13 protein-coding genes are annotated in these 17,528 nt (G+C 71.5%); 6 read left to right on the forward strand and 7 right to left on the reverse strand.

Annotated features, from left to right (window positions below):
• Window positions 1–79: 79 nt before the first annotated feature.
• Window positions 80–2,719 (reverse strand): glycosyl hydrolase family 65 protein, encoded by a 2,640-nt coding sequence (locus ACIHCL_RS21525; RefSeq protein ID WP_399864002.1) that lies wholly within the window; start codon window positions 2,717–2,719, stop codon window positions 80–82.
• Window positions 2,720–3,104: 385 nt separating this feature from the next.
• Entirely contained in the window at window positions 3,105–4,202 is a 1,098-nt protein-coding gene (locus tag ACIHCL_RS21530; protein WP_399864003.1) for a threonine synthase, read from the reverse strand.
• Between the two features lie 253 nt (window positions 4,203–4,455).
• Between ACIHCL_RS21530 and ACIHCL_RS21535 the strand changes: the two genes are divergently transcribed.
• The 6 genes from ACIHCL_RS21535 to ACIHCL_RS21560 all read left to right on the forward strand — a co-directional run bounded on the left by ACIHCL_RS21535 (window position 4,456) and on the right by ACIHCL_RS21560 (window position 11,604).
• Window positions 4,456–6,039, forward strand: a complete 1,584-nt coding sequence (locus ACIHCL_RS21535; protein ID WP_399864004.1) for a S8 family peptidase — start codon at window positions 4,456–4,458, stop codon at window positions 6,037–6,039.
• A 303-nt stretch (window positions 6,040–6,342) separates the two neighbouring features.
• Window positions 6,343–7,095: a GntR family transcriptional regulator gene (locus ACIHCL_RS21540; protein ID WP_399864005.1), complete on the forward strand. Its 753-nt coding sequence runs from the start codon at window positions 6,343–6,345 to the stop codon at window positions 7,093–7,095.
• Window positions 7,096–7,445: 350 nt separating this feature from the next.
• The gene (locus ACIHCL_RS21545) at window positions 7,446–7,628 is read left to right on the forward strand and encodes an SPOR domain-containing protein (RefSeq protein WP_399864007.1); all 183 of its coding nucleotides are present in this window, start codon (window positions 7,446–7,448) and stop codon (window positions 7,626–7,628) included.
• A 94-nt stretch (window positions 7,629–7,722) separates the two neighbouring features.
• Window positions 7,723–8,133: a (deoxy)nucleoside triphosphate pyrophosphohydrolase gene (locus ACIHCL_RS21550; RefSeq protein WP_399864009.1), complete on the forward strand. Its 411-nt coding sequence runs from the start codon at window positions 7,723–7,725 to the stop codon at window positions 8,131–8,133.
• 282 nt (window positions 8,134–8,415) lie between these two features.
• Window positions 8,416–8,844, forward strand: coding sequence for an ATP-binding protein (locus ACIHCL_RS21555; protein WP_399864010.1), 429 nt, complete (start codon window positions 8,416–8,418; stop codon window positions 8,842–8,844).
• Window positions 8,845–9,042: 198 nt separating this feature from the next.
• On the forward strand, window positions 9,043–11,604 hold the full coding sequence (locus ACIHCL_RS21560; RefSeq protein WP_399864205.1) for a SpoIIE family protein phosphatase: 2,562 nt from the start codon (window positions 9,043–9,045) through the stop codon (window positions 11,602–11,604).
• 222 nt (window positions 11,605–11,826) lie between these two features.
• Here the strand turns inward: ACIHCL_RS21560 and ACIHCL_RS21565 are convergent, their stop codons facing one another.
• From ACIHCL_RS21565 to ACIHCL_RS21585, 5 genes are all read right to left on the reverse strand, one after another.
• A complete protein-coding gene (locus ACIHCL_RS21565; RefSeq protein ID WP_399864012.1) occupies window positions 11,827–12,180 on the reverse strand; it encodes a hypothetical protein in 354 nt (117 codons plus the stop codon).
• A gap of 197 nt (window positions 12,181–12,377) precedes the next feature.
• The gene (locus tag ACIHCL_RS21570) at window positions 12,378–13,901 is read right to left on the reverse strand and encodes a glucoamylase family protein (RefSeq protein WP_399864013.1); all 1,524 of its coding nucleotides are present in this window, start codon (window positions 13,899–13,901) and stop codon (window positions 12,378–12,380) included.
• Window positions 13,902–14,143: 242 nt separating this feature from the next.
• Window positions 14,144–15,346, reverse strand: coding sequence for a glycoside hydrolase family 1 protein (locus tag ACIHCL_RS21575; protein WP_399864015.1), 1,203 nt, complete (start codon window positions 15,344–15,346; stop codon window positions 14,144–14,146).
• Between the two features lie 282 nt (window positions 15,347–15,628).
• On the reverse strand, window positions 15,629–16,537 hold the full coding sequence (locus ACIHCL_RS21580) for a carbohydrate ABC transporter permease (RefSeq protein WP_399864017.1): 909 nt from the start codon (window positions 16,535–16,537) through the stop codon (window positions 15,629–15,631).
• Window positions 16,534–17,526, reverse strand: coding sequence for a carbohydrate ABC transporter permease (locus ACIHCL_RS21585; RefSeq protein WP_399864018.1), 993 nt, complete (start codon window positions 17,524–17,526; stop codon window positions 16,534–16,536). The genes ACIHCL_RS21580 and ACIHCL_RS21585 overlap by 4 nt, the downstream gene beginning before the upstream one ends.
• Window positions 17,527–17,528 lie beyond the last annotated feature (2 nt).

The following is a 17,528-nucleotide window of genomic DNA, read 5'->3' on the forward strand; positions in this document are numbered from 1 at the left end:
AGGCCGGTGCGGTCGATTCAGGCGGGGCGACGATGAGGGTGTCGCCGACGAGGGGCACCCGGTTCGCGGCCGCGGTCGCTCATCGCTGTGTGACCCTCAGTTCCCGTACGCCCACCGGCTTCTCCGAGTCCGGTGAGGTGACCGTCAGGCGTACCAGACGGGCCGTGGCTCCCGGGTGGTACGGCCGCCAGCCGGCGCCGGTCACCGAGGTCTCCAGGCGGTACGGGACGGAGCGGGCGTCCGTCCACTCCGGACGGACCGAGGTCACCGGGGCGGCGCGTCCCAGATCGACCGTCAGCGAGCCCGTCGCGCCGTGCGGGGACCAGGAGGTGGCCGGGCTGCCGTCGACGGCGGCCACCGCGTACAGACCGGGGGCTTCGGAACTCGCCGTCACGGGGCGGCAGCGGGCCGCGTCCGTCGTCGCGGCGAGGTCGGGGCGGCGGGTGGGGAGGGTGAGGGTGCCGGTGAGGAGGCGGGGGCCGGTGGGGGTGTGGAGGGTGAACGGGGCGCCCGAGGTCAGCCGGACCGTGGTTGTCAGGGGGCCGATCGCGATGTCGAAGACGCGGCCCCGGTAGCGCAGACCCGTCAGCGTGACGCCCCGTCCGAGCTGCGGTGGCAGCAGCGGGTCGAGCCGTACCCCGTCCTCCCGCAGACGCAGGCCCGTCAGCCCGTGGGTGAAGACCTGGAGGAAGCCGCCCTTGCCGGTGAGGAAGTCCTCCGCGGGCGCCCCGGCCAGCGGGTCCTGAGCGCTCGCCTTCGTGCCGCGCGCCTCGCTGAACAGGGCGTACGGGCCGCGCATGAACGGGCGCACGGAGCGCTGGAGGTAGGTGTACGTCACGCAGCCGGCCTGCCCGATCGCGGCGGCGTCGATCGCGTGGACCGAGTCCGTCATCGCCGGGCCGTCCGGGTCGGTGCGGGGGGCGTAGTAGTCGAGCGTGGCCGCGGCGGCGCCCGGCTCCATCGGCCACTCCAGCGGGTAGATCAGCAGCACCGCATCGGCCTGTTTGATCGTCGAGCCGTTGTAGCCGGCGTGCTGGAGGAACAGCTTCCGTGCCGGGTCGTACGGGATGCGCAGGCCGTCCGCGACCCGTGTCCACTCGGCCGGTGCCGGGTGCCCGAGCAGGTGCGCGGCGCGGGCGGCGTTGCGCAGGGCGGTGGCCGCGACGGCGTTGGTGAAGACCCCGTCGGTGACGTCGTTGCTGTATTCGTCGGGGCCCGCGACGTCCTTCAGCGAATAGCTGCCGTCGCCGTTCGCGGTGGCCCGGGAGATCCAGAAGTCGGCGACACCCCGGAGCAGCGGCCAGCCGCGCCCGGCCAGCCAGCCGCGGTCCCCGGTCGCCAGGTAGTACTGCCAGACGGCGAGCGAGATGTCGCCCTGGAGGTGGATCTGGGTGAGGCAGTGCGGGGGGTCCCAGCTGTGGCACTCGGTCCACAGGTCGCCCCGGCTTGCGCTCGTCCATGGGTAGAACAGGCCCCGGTAGCCGAGCTTGTGGGCGTTGGCGCGGGCGGCGGCACGCGTGCGGTGGCGGTACTCGACGATCGAACGGGCCGGCTCGGGACGGGTGGTGAGCAGCGGCGGGTACATCCAGATCTCGGCGTCCCAGAAGATCAGACCGGCGTAGTCGTCGCTGGTCAGCCCGGCCGGGGCGATGCTGTCGCGGGAGCCGGGGCGGGTGGCGGTGAGCAGTCCGTACTGGGCGGATCGCAGCCATTTCTGGAGGTCGGGGCTGTCCGGTACGGAGATGTCGGCCGCCCATGCCCGACGCCAGGCCGCGGCGTTCTCGGCGAGCACGGCCGACCAGCCGCGCCCGGCCGCGCGCCTCGACGCGGCGCGGGCGGTGGTGTGCGGGGCGGAGGAGGTGAGCGCGGTGTCCACGCCGATGTACTTCTCGACGGTGTACGTGCGCCCGGTGTGGACCCGGTGCGCGCTCGACTGGTGCGCGCCGGTCCGGGGGGTGCCTTCCGCCGCCGGTCCGCCGGCGCGCACCGTCTGGACGATCGCGCCCGCCGTTCGGGTCCCCCGGGTGCGGAACGTGCCGTCCGGCTTCAGGGTGATGCGGCGCGCGCCCCGTGGATCGAGTCGGGCGGTGACGGTCGCGGTGCCGCTCCAGCGCGGGGTCATGCGCAGCCGTACGGCGCCGGTGTGCGGATCGGACCGGTCGGTGAGCACCTCGTACGTGAGGTCCGTCGCGCGCCCGCCGGCCGTGGTCCAGCGCAGCGATGTGCGCACCAGGCCGCAGCGGAGGAACAGGGTCTGGCGGTAGCGCGAGATCCGGCCCCCGGGTGTGTCGGAGCCGTACGTCTCGTCGCCGACGCGTACGTCGAGGGTCGTCCAGCTCGGCAGGGCGGCGATCACCTCGCGGTCGTCGGTGAGGTCCTTCTCGTGTCCGAACAGGCCCGATACGAAGGCGCCGTCATAGCGCGGGGTGAACAGCGGCCAGCCGGTCTTCTCGCCCGGCGCCGCGTATCCCGCGCCCGCGGCGGGCACCCGGTGGCCCAGATAGCCGTTGCCGACGTACGGGGTGTAGCCCCCGGCCTCGCCGAAACGGGTGGAGGAGGGTGCCCACGCGGGGTCGGTGTCGCGGCCGCAGTCGGTGGGGGCGGGCGGGGGCGTCGCGGCCGCGTGGGAGAGGGGTGGCGGCGCTGCGATCAGGGCGCCCGCGACCAGGGAAGTCAGGGCCGCCAAGGCCGTGAGGAGACAGACGCGCGAGAGGCTCACCGTACGAACGTAGGGAAGCGTGCGCCGGGCACCCGTGCACGGCACGCGGCGCGCGGGTGAACGCCGGGGCGGGACGGGGTCGTTCCCGGTGGGGCCGCTCCCGTCCGGTCGGCCCTGACGGGTTCGTTCCCGGACGGGCCGGGCCCGTACCGCCGTGCGGTCGCCGGTACGCGGGTGGCCGCGGGGGCGTGCGCCAACGGGCCGGTGGCGTGGCCGGGAAAGTGTGCCGGGAAGCCCGCGGCATCCGGTGCGGCGCATCGCACGGGTGCTGGATGTACCACGGTGTCCCGGGCGATGCGCCGACGCGGCGAGACGGCTCCCCCGGTCGAACGGGGCCGAGAACCCGGGGAAATGCCGGGCGCGGTGAGCCGGAGAGTCCTTCCGGCTACAGTGCCAGGCCCGTCTTGAGGCCCGCCCCGCACAGCGGTACGACGATCTCGCGGTCCGTCCGGTCGCCGACCGCCGCCCAGCAGGCAGCGCCCGTCGTTTCCACGTAGAACCCGCGTGCGGCCAAGTCCAGTTGGGCCGCGCGGAGCTGATCTTCGGTCACCGTGAGGAAGGTGCCGCCCGATGCGCGTACCGCGGCCAGGACAGCGCGGGCGCGCGGCGGGCGGGGGATGGCGATGCCCTCCGCGAGGGTGGGCGTGGCCGGGGTGTCCGGGGCGTCGAGGAGGTCGTCGGCGCCCGCGTGGAAGGCGGCGGCCAGCGGTGAAACGGCCTCGGCCTGGACGGCGATCAGCGCGGGGCGTTCGCCGATCAGTCCGAGGGCGTGGAGTTCGGCGGTGGCGAGGGCGGCGCCGAGGAGGAGGGTACCGTTGCCGACCGGTACGGCGAGGGCCTGCGGCAGTCGGCCGCCGAGGTCCTCCCACAGTTCGTACACATAGGTCTTCGTGCCGTGCAGGAAGTACGGATTGAAGACGTGCGAGGCGTAGAACGTGCCGGGGGTGTCGGCGGCGGCGCGGGCCGCCCGTGCGGCGGCCTCGCGGTCGCCGGGGACGACCTCCAGGCGGGCGCCGTGGGCCCGGATCTGCTCGGTCTTCTCAGGTGATGTGCCCTCGGGGACGTACACCGTGCAGGGGAGTGAGGCGCGGGCGCAGTACGCGGCGACCGAGGTGCCCGCGTTGCCGCTGCTGTCCGCGACGACCCGCTCCGGCGCCAGACGCCGGGCGAGTTCGGCGAGCATCACCGCGCCGCGGTCCTTGAAGGAGAGCGTCGGCATCAGGTAATCGAGCTTGGCCGACACCGTGCCGGTGAGCGGGACGAGGGGCGTGCGGCCCTCGCCGAGGCTGGTCGTGGGAGAGGCGAGGGGCAGAACCTCTTCGTAACGCCACAGTGAATGAACACGTCCTGCAAGGGAGTTGAGGGAGAGCGGTCCGGCGGGCTCGAAGTCGAGGTCCCAGGGGCCGCGGCAGACGGTACAACACCAGGTCAGGGCGGTCGTGTCGGCGTGTGTGCCGTCCCGCGGGCAGAGGTACGTGGTCATGCCTGTCAGCGTGTCAGGTGTATGGCGGTTGAATGGCGAAGGTATGGCGCACGTCAAGACACCCTTGTGCGAATCCCAGGGATCGGTCAATCTTTCGCTGTCGGTCGGGTCTTCGGATGGCGCCTGATCCGCAGTGCTGTCTTGTCATGCCCATGCTATTTCGAGCCACTCGGCTCGGCCTGTCCGACCCGGTTCCACCTCCACGACCCGTGGACCCCCCACCAGCGCACCGCAATCGAGGAGGATCCCTCAGATGTCAGTGATGCGTCACACCCCCCACGCCCAGCGAAGAGTCGCCGTGGCGAGCGTCATAGCCGGCGCGGCTCTCGTGCTCTCCACCGCGGCGGCGTTCCCCGCCGCCGCGGCCGGTTCGGCGGTGGAAGGCCGGATCGAGAACGCGGGCGCTCCGGGAGCCATCAGCGGCAGCTACATCGTCACGCTCGACGAGTCGGCGGTCGACGCCGGATCGGCGAAGGGCAAGGCCCTCGCCAAGGAGTACGGCGCGAAGATCAAGCGGACCTATCGAGCGGCCCTCAACGGCTACGCGGTCGAACTCTCGGAGTCCCAGGCGAAGAAGCTGGCCGCGAACCCGGCCGTCGAGTCCGTCGTGCAGAACCGGACCTTCAGGATCACCGGAACGCAGCCGTCGCCGCCCTCGTGGGGGCTGGACCGGATCGACCAGAAGAGCCTTCCGCTGAACCAGAGTTACACCTACCCCGACAAGGCGGGCGAGGGTGTCACCGCGTACGTCATCGACACCGGTGTCCGGATCAGCCACAACGACTTCGGCGGCCGGGCCTCGTACGGCTACGACGCCATCGACAACGACAACACCGCGCAGGACGGCCATGGGCACGGCACGCACGTGGCCGCCACCGTCGCGGGCTCGTCGTACGGCGTGGCCAAGAAGGCGAAGGTCGTCGGCGTCAGGGTGCTCGACAACAACGGCTCCGGTACGACCGCTCAGGTGGTCGCGGGCATCGACTGGGTGACGGCGAACGCCGTCAAGCCGGCCGTCGCCAACATGAGCCTGGGCGGCGGGGCGGACTCCGTGCTCGATGCCGCGGTGCGCAGGTCCATCGCGTCCGGCGTCACCTACGCGGTAGCCGCGGGCAACGAGTCGACCGACGCCTCCACCCGGTCTCCCGCGCGGGTGGCCGAGGCCATCACGGTCGGCTCCACGACCAACACGGATGCCCGCTCCAGCTTCTCCAACTACGGCAGCGCGCTGGACATCTTCGCCCCGGGGTCGTCGATCACCTCGGCCTGGAACACCAGTGACAGCGCGACCAACACGATCTCCGGCACCTCGATGGCGACCCCGCACGTCGCCGGTGCGGCTGCCCTCTACCTGGCCGACCACCCGAGCGACAGCCCCGCGCAGGTCTCCGCCGGTCTGGTCGCCGCGGCCGGCACGGGAGTGGTGACGAATCCGGGCACGGGCTCCCCGAACCGGCTGCTGTACGTCGGCAGCGGCACCACGACCCCGCCGGGATCGAAGTTCGAGAACAAGACCATCTACACCATCCGTGACAACTCCACCGTCGAGTCGCCCATCACCGTCTCCGGTGTCAGCGGGAACGCGCCTGCCACGCTGGGCGTGTCCGTCGACATCACCCACACCTGGATCGGCGACCTGAGCATCGACCTGGTCGCGCCCGACGGTTCGGTCCACAACCTGAAGGCGAGGGGCACGGGCGGCAGCAGCGACGACGTGGTCGCCACCTACTCGGTGAACGCCTCCTCCAAGGTGGCCAACGGCACCTGGAAGCTGCGCGTCACCGACCACGCCGCTGGTGACACCGGGCGGATCAACTCCTGGGGCCTCCAGTTCTAATGGCGGGCCATCAGGTCCTGGGTTCGGTGGGGCGGCAGGACGGGGGCTCGGTGGAGCGCCGAGCCGCTGAGGCCTGAGCCGACCCGGGGACATATGAGGGGCGGTCGCGGTCGCGGCCGCCCCTCGCTCTTTGCGCGGATGCATGATGTACGGACGCATGTACGGTTTGTTCCTGCGTATGGCCCCCGTCATGCGGATCGCCGCAACGGATCATCACTTCGAGTGAAACCCTGGCCTTTGCTTGCGATGAGCAACCGACCGTTGTCAATCTGTTGCAGACTGTCAACCTGTTGGGAGAGGCCTGTGACTTTCGGTGAGCAGCCCGCCTATCTGCGTGTTGCGGGCGATCTGAGAGAGAAGATCGTCAATGGTTCGCTGCCGCCGCGTACGCGCCTGCCGTCCCAGGCCCGTATCCGCGAGGAGTACGGGGTGTCGGACACCGTCGCGCTGGAGGCGCGCAAGGTGCTGATGGCCGAGGGGCTGGTCGAGGGGCGCTCCGGTTCCGGTACCTATGTGCGGGAGCGCACGGCGCCGCGCCGGATCGCCCGCTCCGGTTACCGGCCCGCCTCGGGGGCGAGTTCGTTCCGTCAGGAGCAGACGGCGGACGGCGCGCGAGGCACGTGGGAGTCTCGCAGTGAGCAGGTGGCGGCGAGCGGTGCAGTCGCCGAGCGCCTGGGGGTCGAGCCGGGCGACCGGGTGATGCGCACGGACTACACCTTCCGGGAGGCGGGGGAGCCCATGATGCTCTCCACCTCCTGGGAGCCGCTCGCGCTGACGGGGCGTACGCCGGTGATGCTGCCGGAGGAGGGGCCGTTGGGCGGTTGCGGGGTGGTCGAGCGGATGGCCGCGATCGATGTCGTCGTGGACAACGTGGTCGAACAGGTCGGCGCGCGCCCGGGGCTGGCGGAGGAGCTCCTGGCGCTCGGCGGCGTTCCGGGCCACGTCGTGATGGTGGTCGAGCGCACCTTCTACGCCTCGGGGCGGCCGGTCGAGACAGCGGACGTGGTGGTGCCCGCCGACCGGTTCCAGGTCGCCTACCACCTTCCGGTCAAATGACCGGCGCGTATGGGAGGCCGCCCCTGAACGGGGCGGCTTCGGGCCGGGAGCGTGACGACGAGCGGCGACCGCCCTTGTTGTTCGCCACGCCCTGGCAAGCCTGTGGAGGGTGAGCGGGCAGGGGGCCGCGCGGCCGGATCGGCCCGGCCGCGGGGGTGCATCCGCCGGGGGCGCATCCGCTGGGGGTGCGCCCCTCTCGCGTGGCCGGATCAGTACCTCTTTGTGTTATTACGTATCCGTTGAGTAAAGGCTTGGCGTAGGCTCCGGCATATGCGTACTGCGGATTCCTGGAGATCCTTGAAGACGTGCGAGCCGTTCGCGGGAGGGGCGCGATGGTTGGAAGAGGCGCGATGACCGACAGCGGTGCCGAGCTCCCCTGGCTGGTGATACGGCGGGACGACAACGGCAATCGCTACCGCGTCGGCAGGTACGCCACCCGTGGCGAGGCCCAGGAGATGGCCGACAAGCTGGAGATCCACGGCCATGAACAGCTCTACTGGGTGGAGCGCGTCGGTCGGCGCACCCGTCCATGACGTAACGGTGGCGCACCCGCCCATGATGCGCCCGTGGGGCTCCCGGCGCACCTGGCCGCCCAGCGTCCCTGCCCGTGGCGTTACGCTCCGGCTCATGAGCGATCGTGTGGTGGTGGCCGGAGCCGTCTTCGATCAGGGCCGCCTGCTGGCCGCGCGCCGCAGCGCCCCGCCCGAGCTGGCGGGCCGCTGGGAGCTGCCGGGAGGAAAGCTGGAGCCGGGGGAGACCGGTGAGCAGGCGCTCGTACGGGAACTGCGCGAGGAGCTCGGTGTGGAGGCGCGGCCCCTGGAGCGCGTCCCCGGTGAGTGGCCCCTGAAACCGGGGTATGTGCTCCGGGTGTGGACGGTCCGGCTGGTATCCGGGGTGCCCGCGCCGCTCCAGGAGCATGACGAACTGCGCTGGCTCGGGCCCGACGAGATCGACGCGGTCGACTGGCTCGATCAGGACCTGCCCGCCGTCGCTGCTGCGCTGCGCTGCCTGTCGGACAGCGCCTGCGCGGGGGGCTGATGCCGCACCTCTCCCGGTGCGGCGGCCGGGTGTGGCGAGCGCGGGCCGACCGCTGGGGCGTGCGCCGCTGACGTGGAGTCGGGCGGAAGATGGCGCCGTCTCCCGCCGTTCCGGCGCGTGGCGCTCTGCCCGTGCGCCCCTTCCCCTGCGCACATCTGTTCGTGTGCGGGGTCATACACCCGTACGCCCCACGTGCCGATCCAGGCGATAGTTCGCGCTAAATAACGGGTATGTCCTGATTATCCGGCGAAAGCCGGGCGCCCCCGATGCTGGTCTTGGGAAGTGATCGGCGTGATCGACACCGAAGGCGACTGCGCCGAGTGGACCTTTCCCGCCGTGCCCGGTGCGGTGCGAACCGCGCGGCGCGCCGTCCACGAGGCGTTGCGCGGCTGGGGGCTCGACTCGGCCCTCGGGGATGTGACGGTTCTGCTGGTCAGTGAGTTGGTCACCAACTCCTTGCGGTACACATCGGGTCCCATCGAGGTGCGCCTGCAACGCCCCCACCCCAACGGTGACGCCGCGTCCGCCCGCGCCGGACTGCTCGTGGAGGTTTCCGATCCGCTTCCGGATCCGCCCACCGAACGGACGGCCGGGCCCGAGGACGAGGGCGGCAGGGGGCTGCAATTGGTGGCGTGCTCCGCCCGTCGCTGGGGGACCAGGCGTGGAAAGAGCGGTAAGACCGTGTGGTTCGAGCTGGCGCTGCCTGGTTAGGAGTGGGGTGGGACGACGCGCACGGCGATCACCGGAGGTCGAGCAGAACCTGTCCGAAAGGGACTGAGACCGTGCTGTGATCGTGAACGCCGTGTCGGTCGGGGCCGGAGTGCTGAATACTGCGGTCAGGACCGGTCCGGTGTGTGAGCTGGAGGGGACGGTCGCGTGAGCGAAATACCTGGAACGGCGGGCGGCATCGTGTGGCAGAACAGTCCGCCCGGCTCGATCTACGACTACATCAGAGTCGCCTCCTTCTCGATCGGAGCCGACGGCTTGATCGAGCAGTGGAGCCGACGGGCCGCCGGCCTGTTCGGCATCGCCGCTGACGTTGCGGTGGGCATGGACCCGGTCGAGGCGTTCATGCCGGCCGAACTGCGCAGGGACGGCCACCGCCGGGTCGGCGAGATCCTCGACGGGCGGGAGTGGACGGGCCTCGTCCCCTTCCGTATACCGGGGGAGCGGGGGGTGCGCGGACTCGCCGAGCTCTATGTGATGCCGAGCGAGACGAAGACCGGGGAGCGGGCCGCGATCTGCATCGTCGTGGACGTCCGCGCCCTGCGGAGTATCGAGACGGACCTCGCCGCGTCACAGGCGATATTCGGTCAATCTCCTTTCGGCTTCGTGCTGTTCGGCAAGGACCTCACGGTGGTGCGCGCCAACGAGCGCTTCGCCACGGTCTTCGGCGGCCGGGCCGCGGACCACCGGGGGCGCACCGTCGACGACTACCTCTCCCGCTCCGAGGCGGAGCGTCTCACCGCCACCCTGAAGCGGGTGCTGCGGACCGGCACGTCCGTCACCGACCTCCAGCTCGTCGGCCACGCACCCGGCGATCCGGACCATCGCTACTGGTCCATGAACCTCTATCGCGTGCACAGCGGATCGGGCCGCCCCGTCGGCATCGCCGGACTGGCAACGGATGTGACGTCGCGTCATATCGCTGCCCGGGAGGCGGCCAGTGCCCGCCGCAACCTCGCCCTGCTCAACGAGGCCAGCGCCCGCATCGGCAACTCCCTCGACCTGGAGACCACTGCCCGCGAACTCCTCGACGTCGCCGTGCCCGGCTTCTGCGACCTCGCCTCCGTCGACCTCTACCAGGGACTGCTCACCGGAGACGACGCGCCGCCCGGCAGTTGGGACTCGCTCCGCCAGGAGTCCGTCGGCGGCTCCGCCGAACTGCGCCGTGTCGCCCTCGCCAGCGCCGTGTCGGACGCCCTGCCCGCCACCACGGCGGACCCCGCCCGCGCCGGCGACGGCACGCCCGCGCTCGGCTCGGTGCACCGGTTCCCGTACCACTCGCCCTGCGCCGTCGCGCTGCGCACCGGGCATGTGGAGGACGTGCCCGGCGACGACCGGGGTTTCGTCCAGTCGACCCTGGCCGTTCCGATGGTCGCCCATGACACGGTCGTCGGCCTCGTCCAGTTCTCCCGCACCAAGGGCAGCGAACCCTTCGGTGACCGGGACCGGGGCCTGGCCATCGAACTCGCCGCCCGTGCCGCGGTCTGTATCGACAACGCCCGCCTCTACCGGCGCGAGCACGAACGGGCGCTGATCCTCCAGCGCAGCCTGCTGCCGCCCGGTGACCCCGAGGCCGCCGGACTCGACATCGCCTGCCGGTACCTCCCCGGCAACACGGCGACCGAGGTGGGCGGCGACTGGTTCGACGTCATCGAACTCCCCGGCCACCGCACCGCCCTCGTCGTCGGCGACGTGATGGGGCGCGGCCTGCGCGCAGCCGTGGCCATGGGCGAACTGCGCACCGCCGTACGGACCTTGGCGCTGCTGGACCTGGAACCGGCCGAGGTGCTCGCCGCCCTCGACGAGGTCGCCCGGGGGCTTGGCACGCCCGGCCGCGCCACCGGCGCCTTCCCCGGCGGTTCCGGCGGCGGGGCTCAGTGGTCCTCGCGGGCCGCTCACAAGAACCGTGAGGCGGACCTCTCCGAGGTGTACCTGGCGACGTGCGTGTACGCGGTCTACGATCCGGTCACCCGACGGTGCACCTTCGCCAACGCCGGCCACCTCCCCCCGGCCGTGGTCGAGCCGGGCCGGCGGACCGTGATGGTCGACGTCCCGCCCGGCATGCCGCTCGGTGTCGGCGGTGAACCCTTCGAGGAGGTCGAGGTCGAACTGAAGGAGGGCGCCCTGCTCGCCCTCTACACGGACGGCCTGGTCGAGTCCCGCGATCATCCGCTCGACGAAGGGCTCAAGGCCCTGCGGGAAGCGCTCGTCGCACCGCGGCGGCCACTGGAGGACGTCTGCGACCACGTCCTGTCCACCCTCGACACCCGGCACGGCGAGGACGACATCGCGCTGCTCATGGCCCGCATCCGGGGACTCCCGGACGACGCCGTCGGCGACTGGAGGCTGCCTCGTGAGCCCCGCTCCGTGGGCCGGGCCCGCGAACTGGCCCGGCAGCAACTGCTCGCCTGGGACCTCGGCGACCTGGTCGACACCACCGAACTGCTGGTCAGCGAGCTGGTCACCAACGCCCTGCGGTACGGGGAGGGTGAGATCCGGCTCCGGCTGCTGCTCGACCGCACGCTCGTGTGCGAGGTGTGGGACGCGGGCCTGGTCCAGCCGCGTCGGCGCCGCGCGCGCGACACCGACGAGGGCGGGCGCGGGCTCCAACTGGTCGGGATGCTGAGTGCGGGCTGGGGGTCCAGGCGGACGCCGCGCGGCAAGACCGTGTGGTTCGAACTGGCGCTGCCCGACGGGTCGTCGGCCGCCGAACCCACGCTGGAGCAACTGCTCAGCATGTACTGAACAGGGCGTGTTCCCCATGGACCGGCCGCGTACCGGACCGGGTGCGCCGAACGGGTCGGCTGCGCACCGGGCGGGCCGGGCGTGTCCGGAATGGGACGGGCGTGCGCCGGACCTGGCGGGCAGGGAACGGACCTGCGGGGAATGGGCATGCGGGGAATGGATGAGCATCGGGCCGGGCGTTGAACGGCCCGGCGTGAAAGCGGGAACGGCGCCGCGGTCCGTTCAGCGGTCGGCCGGGGGCCCGTGCCCCGATTCCTCGTGCACCCTCTCCGGAGGCCAACCGGCCGTGCCGGGGGTGGTACGGGTGACGGCCCGCCGTCGGCGTCGGGCGCGCGCGTGAAGGGCGGTGGCCACGGTACCCGCGAGGACGGCCAGCGGCACGATCAGGTCCACGGCGCCGGTTGCGCCGAAGTCCCCGGTTCCGGGGGCCGGGGCGCCGGAGGCCGCGGCGTGAGCCGTCCGGGGGAGGGTCGACCAGCACGCCGCCGTCCAGCACACCGCCCACGGCCCGGTGAGTGCGGCCCGGCCTGGTCCGGGCGGGCCGGGTATGCGGATACGCATCAGGAGTGGTGCCACGTTTGTGAGGCTATGTCCGCTGTGTTCTGCCCGCGACCCGGCGGGTGGCGCCGCCGCCCCGGGCACGGCGGCGCCACCCACGACCAGACCGACCGGACCTGCCAAACCGACCAGACCGACCGGACCTGCCGAAACCGGGGTCGGCCCGGCCGCCCCCCCCGGAACCAGGACCCGGCGCCGGGGCTCGGCTCGGTGGATCAGATGGAGAAGCGCTCCTTGGCGAGCAGCGGACGCACCCGGGCCTGGAAGCCGCCCGTCCGGAACGGCTTCTGCAGCAGACCCGGCCGGAGCGCCTGGGCCAGTGCCGCGGCGATCATCCCCTGGTCGAGGGCGAGCACATAGTCGCTGACCCGTCCGGTGCCGACGTTGACGGAGTCCCGGAAGCCGTATCCGGCGTGGTAGGCCCCGAAGTCGCGGTCGAGCGCGCGCAGGTTGGCGATCGCCTCGTCCGGCGCGTAGGGCAGGGCGAGGAACGAGGCGTGCGGGGTGACCACACCGTTGGTGAACGCCGACGGGGGCGGCAGCGGCGCGCCGTCCGTGGTGTACGTGCGGTCGGTGTTGGAGGCGTATCCGTCGACCTGCATGCCGATGGCGTCGACACCGTACTCCTGGTAGCCGCCCTCCGGGATGTTGGAGGGGGAGAAGCCCCAGTACCCGTACTGCGCCTCTGCCATGCCGTGCTCGATCTGACTGCGCACATAACGCTGGTGGTTGAGGCCCCAGGAGCGCGGCGACCACTCCGCCTCCGGCACGAACAGCGGCACCATCAGCGCTTCGAACATGGACCCGCCCCAGCTGGGGACGATCTTCCGGCCCCGGTGGGTGTAGTGCCCCTGCCAGACGCGTACGCCGTCCATGGTGACGTAGGAGCCCTGCGGGTGCTGCTCCTGCTCGTGCTCCGGGAGCATGGTGCGCAGCAGGTGCCAGTAGTGGTCGGCGGGCAGCGAACCGTCCGCGATGCCGAGATAACTGGCCATGCGGGGCTCGGTGTTGAGCGCTCCGTAGTGGTGCCCGGTGGGCTCCCCGGTGTCGGTCCAGAAGCCGCCGCGCAGCTGTCCGGGTCCGGCGACGGGGTCGGCCGCGTCGTACGGCGTGTAGTAGTAGGACCAGTCCGCGGTGGCCAGGATGCGGCCGATGCGGGGGCGCAGGGCGGGTGCGGCGTCGGCGGCGATCCGCAGCCCCGTGACCAGCCAGGCGTTGTCGACGGAGGACAGGAACGGGCGTACCGGGTCGCCGGTTCCGGGCCACTCGGTGATGACCGAACCGTCGTGCGCGTCGTACCAGTTGAGCCAGAAGCCGTGGTGGCGTTCCAGCTTCTCGACGGCCCGGACGGTGCGTTCCAGGCGACGTTCCATCGTGGTGCCGTCGATCACCCCGAGTCCGGCCGCGGCGACCGTCGACCAGAGGCCGCAGCCGATGTTGGTCGGCGAGGTCTGGCGCGACTGGACGGGGGCGCCGGGGCCGCTGACGTCGATCTTGTCGACGGCGAGACCGAAGTCGGTGGTCATCGCTTCCATCGAGCGGTATGTGTCGCGGAACCAGCGCAGCAGCAGCGGCGCGTTCGGGCCGTGCGCGGGCCGGGACGCGGCGGCGCGGGCGGCTGCCGCGCTCACGGGGGACGACGCGGCGGGTGCGGCGTTCGCGGAGGAGGCGGACACGGCGCCGAGGGACAGGGCGGCGGCCCCTGTTCCCGCGGCGGTGAGAAACGTGCGACGGTCCATCGGAATCCTTCGGAGAAGAGCCACCGCCCGTGGGCGGTGGACGGATTTCGTTCGTCGTTCGTGCTGATGGCGCGGGGCGCCGGGGTCGTACGGAACCCGTGCGGGCGGCGCACGTCGGCGGAGCTGGACACGCGCGTCGCCCGCACGGGCGGTGCGTACGGGAACCGGCGGCCGTCAGGCGGCACCGGCCCCCGTACGGGCGGGAGCGCTCTTGAGGCACTCCCGGTCGGGGGAGGCCGAGGTCAGTCGGCGATGCGCGGCAGGGCGCGCGTGCGGCCCATCTCGCCCAGCCAGCGGGCGGACGGCTTGGGCAGCCGCTCGAAGGTCTCCGGGTCCCAGCCGATCAGGCCGAAAGTCGGCTTGTAGGAGCCCCACTCGTAGTTGTCGAGCGCGCTCCAGGCCAGGTAGCCCTGGATGTTCAGGCCGTCCTCCAGCGCGCGGGCGACCTCGTTCAGCGCACCGGTGTAGTAGTCGACGCGACGGGCGTCGTCGTCGGTGGCGATGCCGTTCTCGGTGACGATCAGCGGCATGTCCTCGCCGGCGATCTCCGCGGTGTGGCGCAGGGCGTGGCCGACGGCGGACGGGTAGTACTCCCACTGGGTGAGGGTGCGCTCGGCGTCGCCCGGGGTCGGGATCGGACCCTCGGGGCCGATCTTGGTGCGGGTGTAGGACTGCACACCGATCCAGTCGTCGCCGCGGGCGGCCTCGATGAAGACGTCCTCGCGGGGGTACCGGTAGGCCGCGGTGACCTCCTCGGCGCCGGGCAGGGCCTGGTAGACCTGGTTGGCGATGGTCCAGCCGACCCGGATGCCGGGGTCGATCGCCCGGACCTCCTTGACGGCGGCGTGGTGTGCGGCGATGACGGCCTGGGTGGTCTCGTCGTCGGGGGTCGGCAGGCCTGCGGGCGGGAAGCTGTTGTCGCCGCGCTTGGCCTGGCCCGCCATGACGGCGATCATGTTCGGCTCGTTGATGGTGCAGACGTACGCGACGCCCTCGGCAATGACCGGTGCGCAGGCCGCGACGTAACGGGCGAAGAGCTCGACCGCGCCCTCGGCGGTCCAGCCGCCGCGTGCCTCGAACCACTGCGGCACGGTGAAGTGGTGCAGCGTGATCATGGGGCGCAGCCCGCGTTCGATGGCGCCCTCGACCATGCGGCGGTAGTGGGCGAGTTCGGCACGGGAGAAGCGGCCCTCGGCGGGCTCGATGCGGGCCCACTCGATGGAGAACCGGTAGTCGGTGAAGCCCAGGGAGGCCAGCGCGTCCATGTCCTCGCGCCAGCGGTGGTAGCTGTCGCAGGCGTCCAGGCTGGGCTCCTGGATGTGGGTGCCCGCGGTGTGTTCCTTGACCCACCAGTCGCAGTTGGTGTTGTTGCCCTCGATCTGGTGGGCGGCGGTGGACGCGCCCCACAGGAAGCCTTCGGGGAACGGGACCTGGGTGTGAGTCATCGCGGAATGTCCTTCTGGTGCGTGAGAGGGGTGTGGCCGGCGTATGGGTGTGGGGCACGGCCTCGTACGTTTCGGTGGGGCGGCCGGGCCGGAGGACCGGGTCCTCGGGTCGGGGCCTCGACCCGGCCCTGTGTGCGGGGCCCGGCCGCCCCGGATCGGGGTGCTCCGGAGCGGCCCGTTCGCGTCGGGTGTTCCGGAGCGGGCCGCCCGGAGCGCACTCCGGAGCGGACCTGGTGACGGATGGCCCGGAGTGGTCCTGGTGGCGGGGCGGGGTGCGGGCCGCTACTTCATGCCCGCCGTGGCGATGCCCTGGGTGAAGTGCCGCTGGAGCGCGATGAAGACGGCCAGCACCGGCAGCACGATCAGGAACGAACCGGCCATCAGCACGCCGTTGGAGCCGCCCGCCTTGTTGGGGTCGGTCGCGAAGGTGGCCAGCGCGACCGGCAGGGTGTACTTGTCGGGATCGTTGGTCGCGATGAGCGGCCAGACGAAGTTGTTCCAGGAGCCCAGGAACGTGAAGATCGAGAGCGTTGCCAGGGCGGGCTTCACCAGCGGCATCACGATCCGCCAGAAGATGTACCACTCCCCGGCACCGTCCATCCGGGCCGCTTCCAGCAGCTCGTCCGGGATCGACTGCATGAACTGCCGCATCAGGAAGACCCCGAACGCCCCGGCCGCGAAGGGCAGCACCAGGCCGGCGTACGAGTCGATCAGCCGGAGCTTGCTCATCAGCACGAACAGGGGAAGCAGCATCAGGTTGCCGGGCACCATCAGGGCGCCGAGGACCAGCGCGAAGATCTTGTTGCGTCCGGCGAACCTCAGCTTGGCCAGGGCGTACCCGAGCATCGAGCAGAACACCAGGTTCGAGACGGTGACCAGCACCGCCACGATCACCGAGTTCATGAAGTACAGCGGCAGGTCGAGCTTGTCGAGCAGGCCCCGGAAGTTCTCCAGGGTCCACTCGCTCGGGAGCCACACCGGCGGGCTGGCCGCCAAGTCCCGCGGGGTCTTGAAGGCCGAGACCGCCATCCACAGGAACGGCGCCGACATGACCAGCAGCGCGACGGAGAGCAGCACGTAGACGAGGACCCGGCTCGGGCCGCCCGACCCGCGCGTACCGGTCGACCGGGTGTCCCCGGACTTCTTCTCCGGCACCGTCGGGACGGCGCCCGGTGCACTGGTGGCGCTCATTTCGTGTTGTCCTTCAGCAGTCGGAGCTGCAGCACCGTGATGCCCATGATCACTACGAAGAGGACATACGCCATGGCGCTCGCATAGCCCATGTGGAAGAAGTTGAAGCCCTCGCGGTACATGTTCAGCGAGACGGTGAGCGTGGAGTCCGAGGGGCCGCCCTGGGTCATCACGAACGGTTCCTCGAAGACGTTGAGGTAGCCGATGGTGGTGATCACCGTGGCGTAGAGCAGCGTGGGCCGCAGCAGGGGGACGGTGATGCTCCTGAACTCCTGCCAGACACCGGCGCCGTCCAGCCGCGCCGCCTCCCGCACCTCGGTGGGGATGGCCTGGAGGCCGGCGATGAAGAGCACCATGACCGTGCCGAGGTTGCGCCAGACCGCCATCGCGATCATCGAGGGCATGGCCAGCTTCTCGGAGCCCAGGAAGTCGGGCGCGGTGAGCCCCACTTCGGAGAAGAGCCCCGCGACGAGTCCGTCGCTCGGGTCGAGCACGAACCGCCAGACGACGGCGACCGCGACGATGGTCGTGACCACGGGGGCGTAGAAGCCGACGCGGAAGAAGGTCCTGGCCCGGTCGATGCCGTTGTTCAGCAGTACGGCGATGCCCAGCCCCAGGAAGATCGTGAGGGGGACCCCGACCACCACGAAGTACGCGGTGTTGAACAGCGACTTGAGGAACTTGTCGTCGCTGAACAGCTTGACGTAGTTGTCGAGGCCGATGAATTCCGCGTCCATCGGGTGCGTCACATTGCGCAGCCCGAAGTCGGTGAAGCTCATCACCAGCGTCGCGAGGATCGGGAATGCCATGAAGACGAGGAACAGGACGAGGAACGGGGTGGAGAACAGCCAGCCGGACAGGTTCTGCACGCTCATCGAGCGTCTCCGGCCGCCCCGGCGACCCGCGGGCCCGGTGGCCGGGGACCCGGAGGTCCCCGGCCCGGCCTGCACCGTGGCCGACTCCGCGGCCTTTGTGGTCATGGTGCGCATGG

The sequence above is a fragment of the Streptomyces sp. NPDC052042 genome (assembly GCF_044548345.1).
GTDB lineage: Bacteria > Actinomycetota > Actinomycetes > Streptomycetales > Streptomycetaceae > Streptomyces.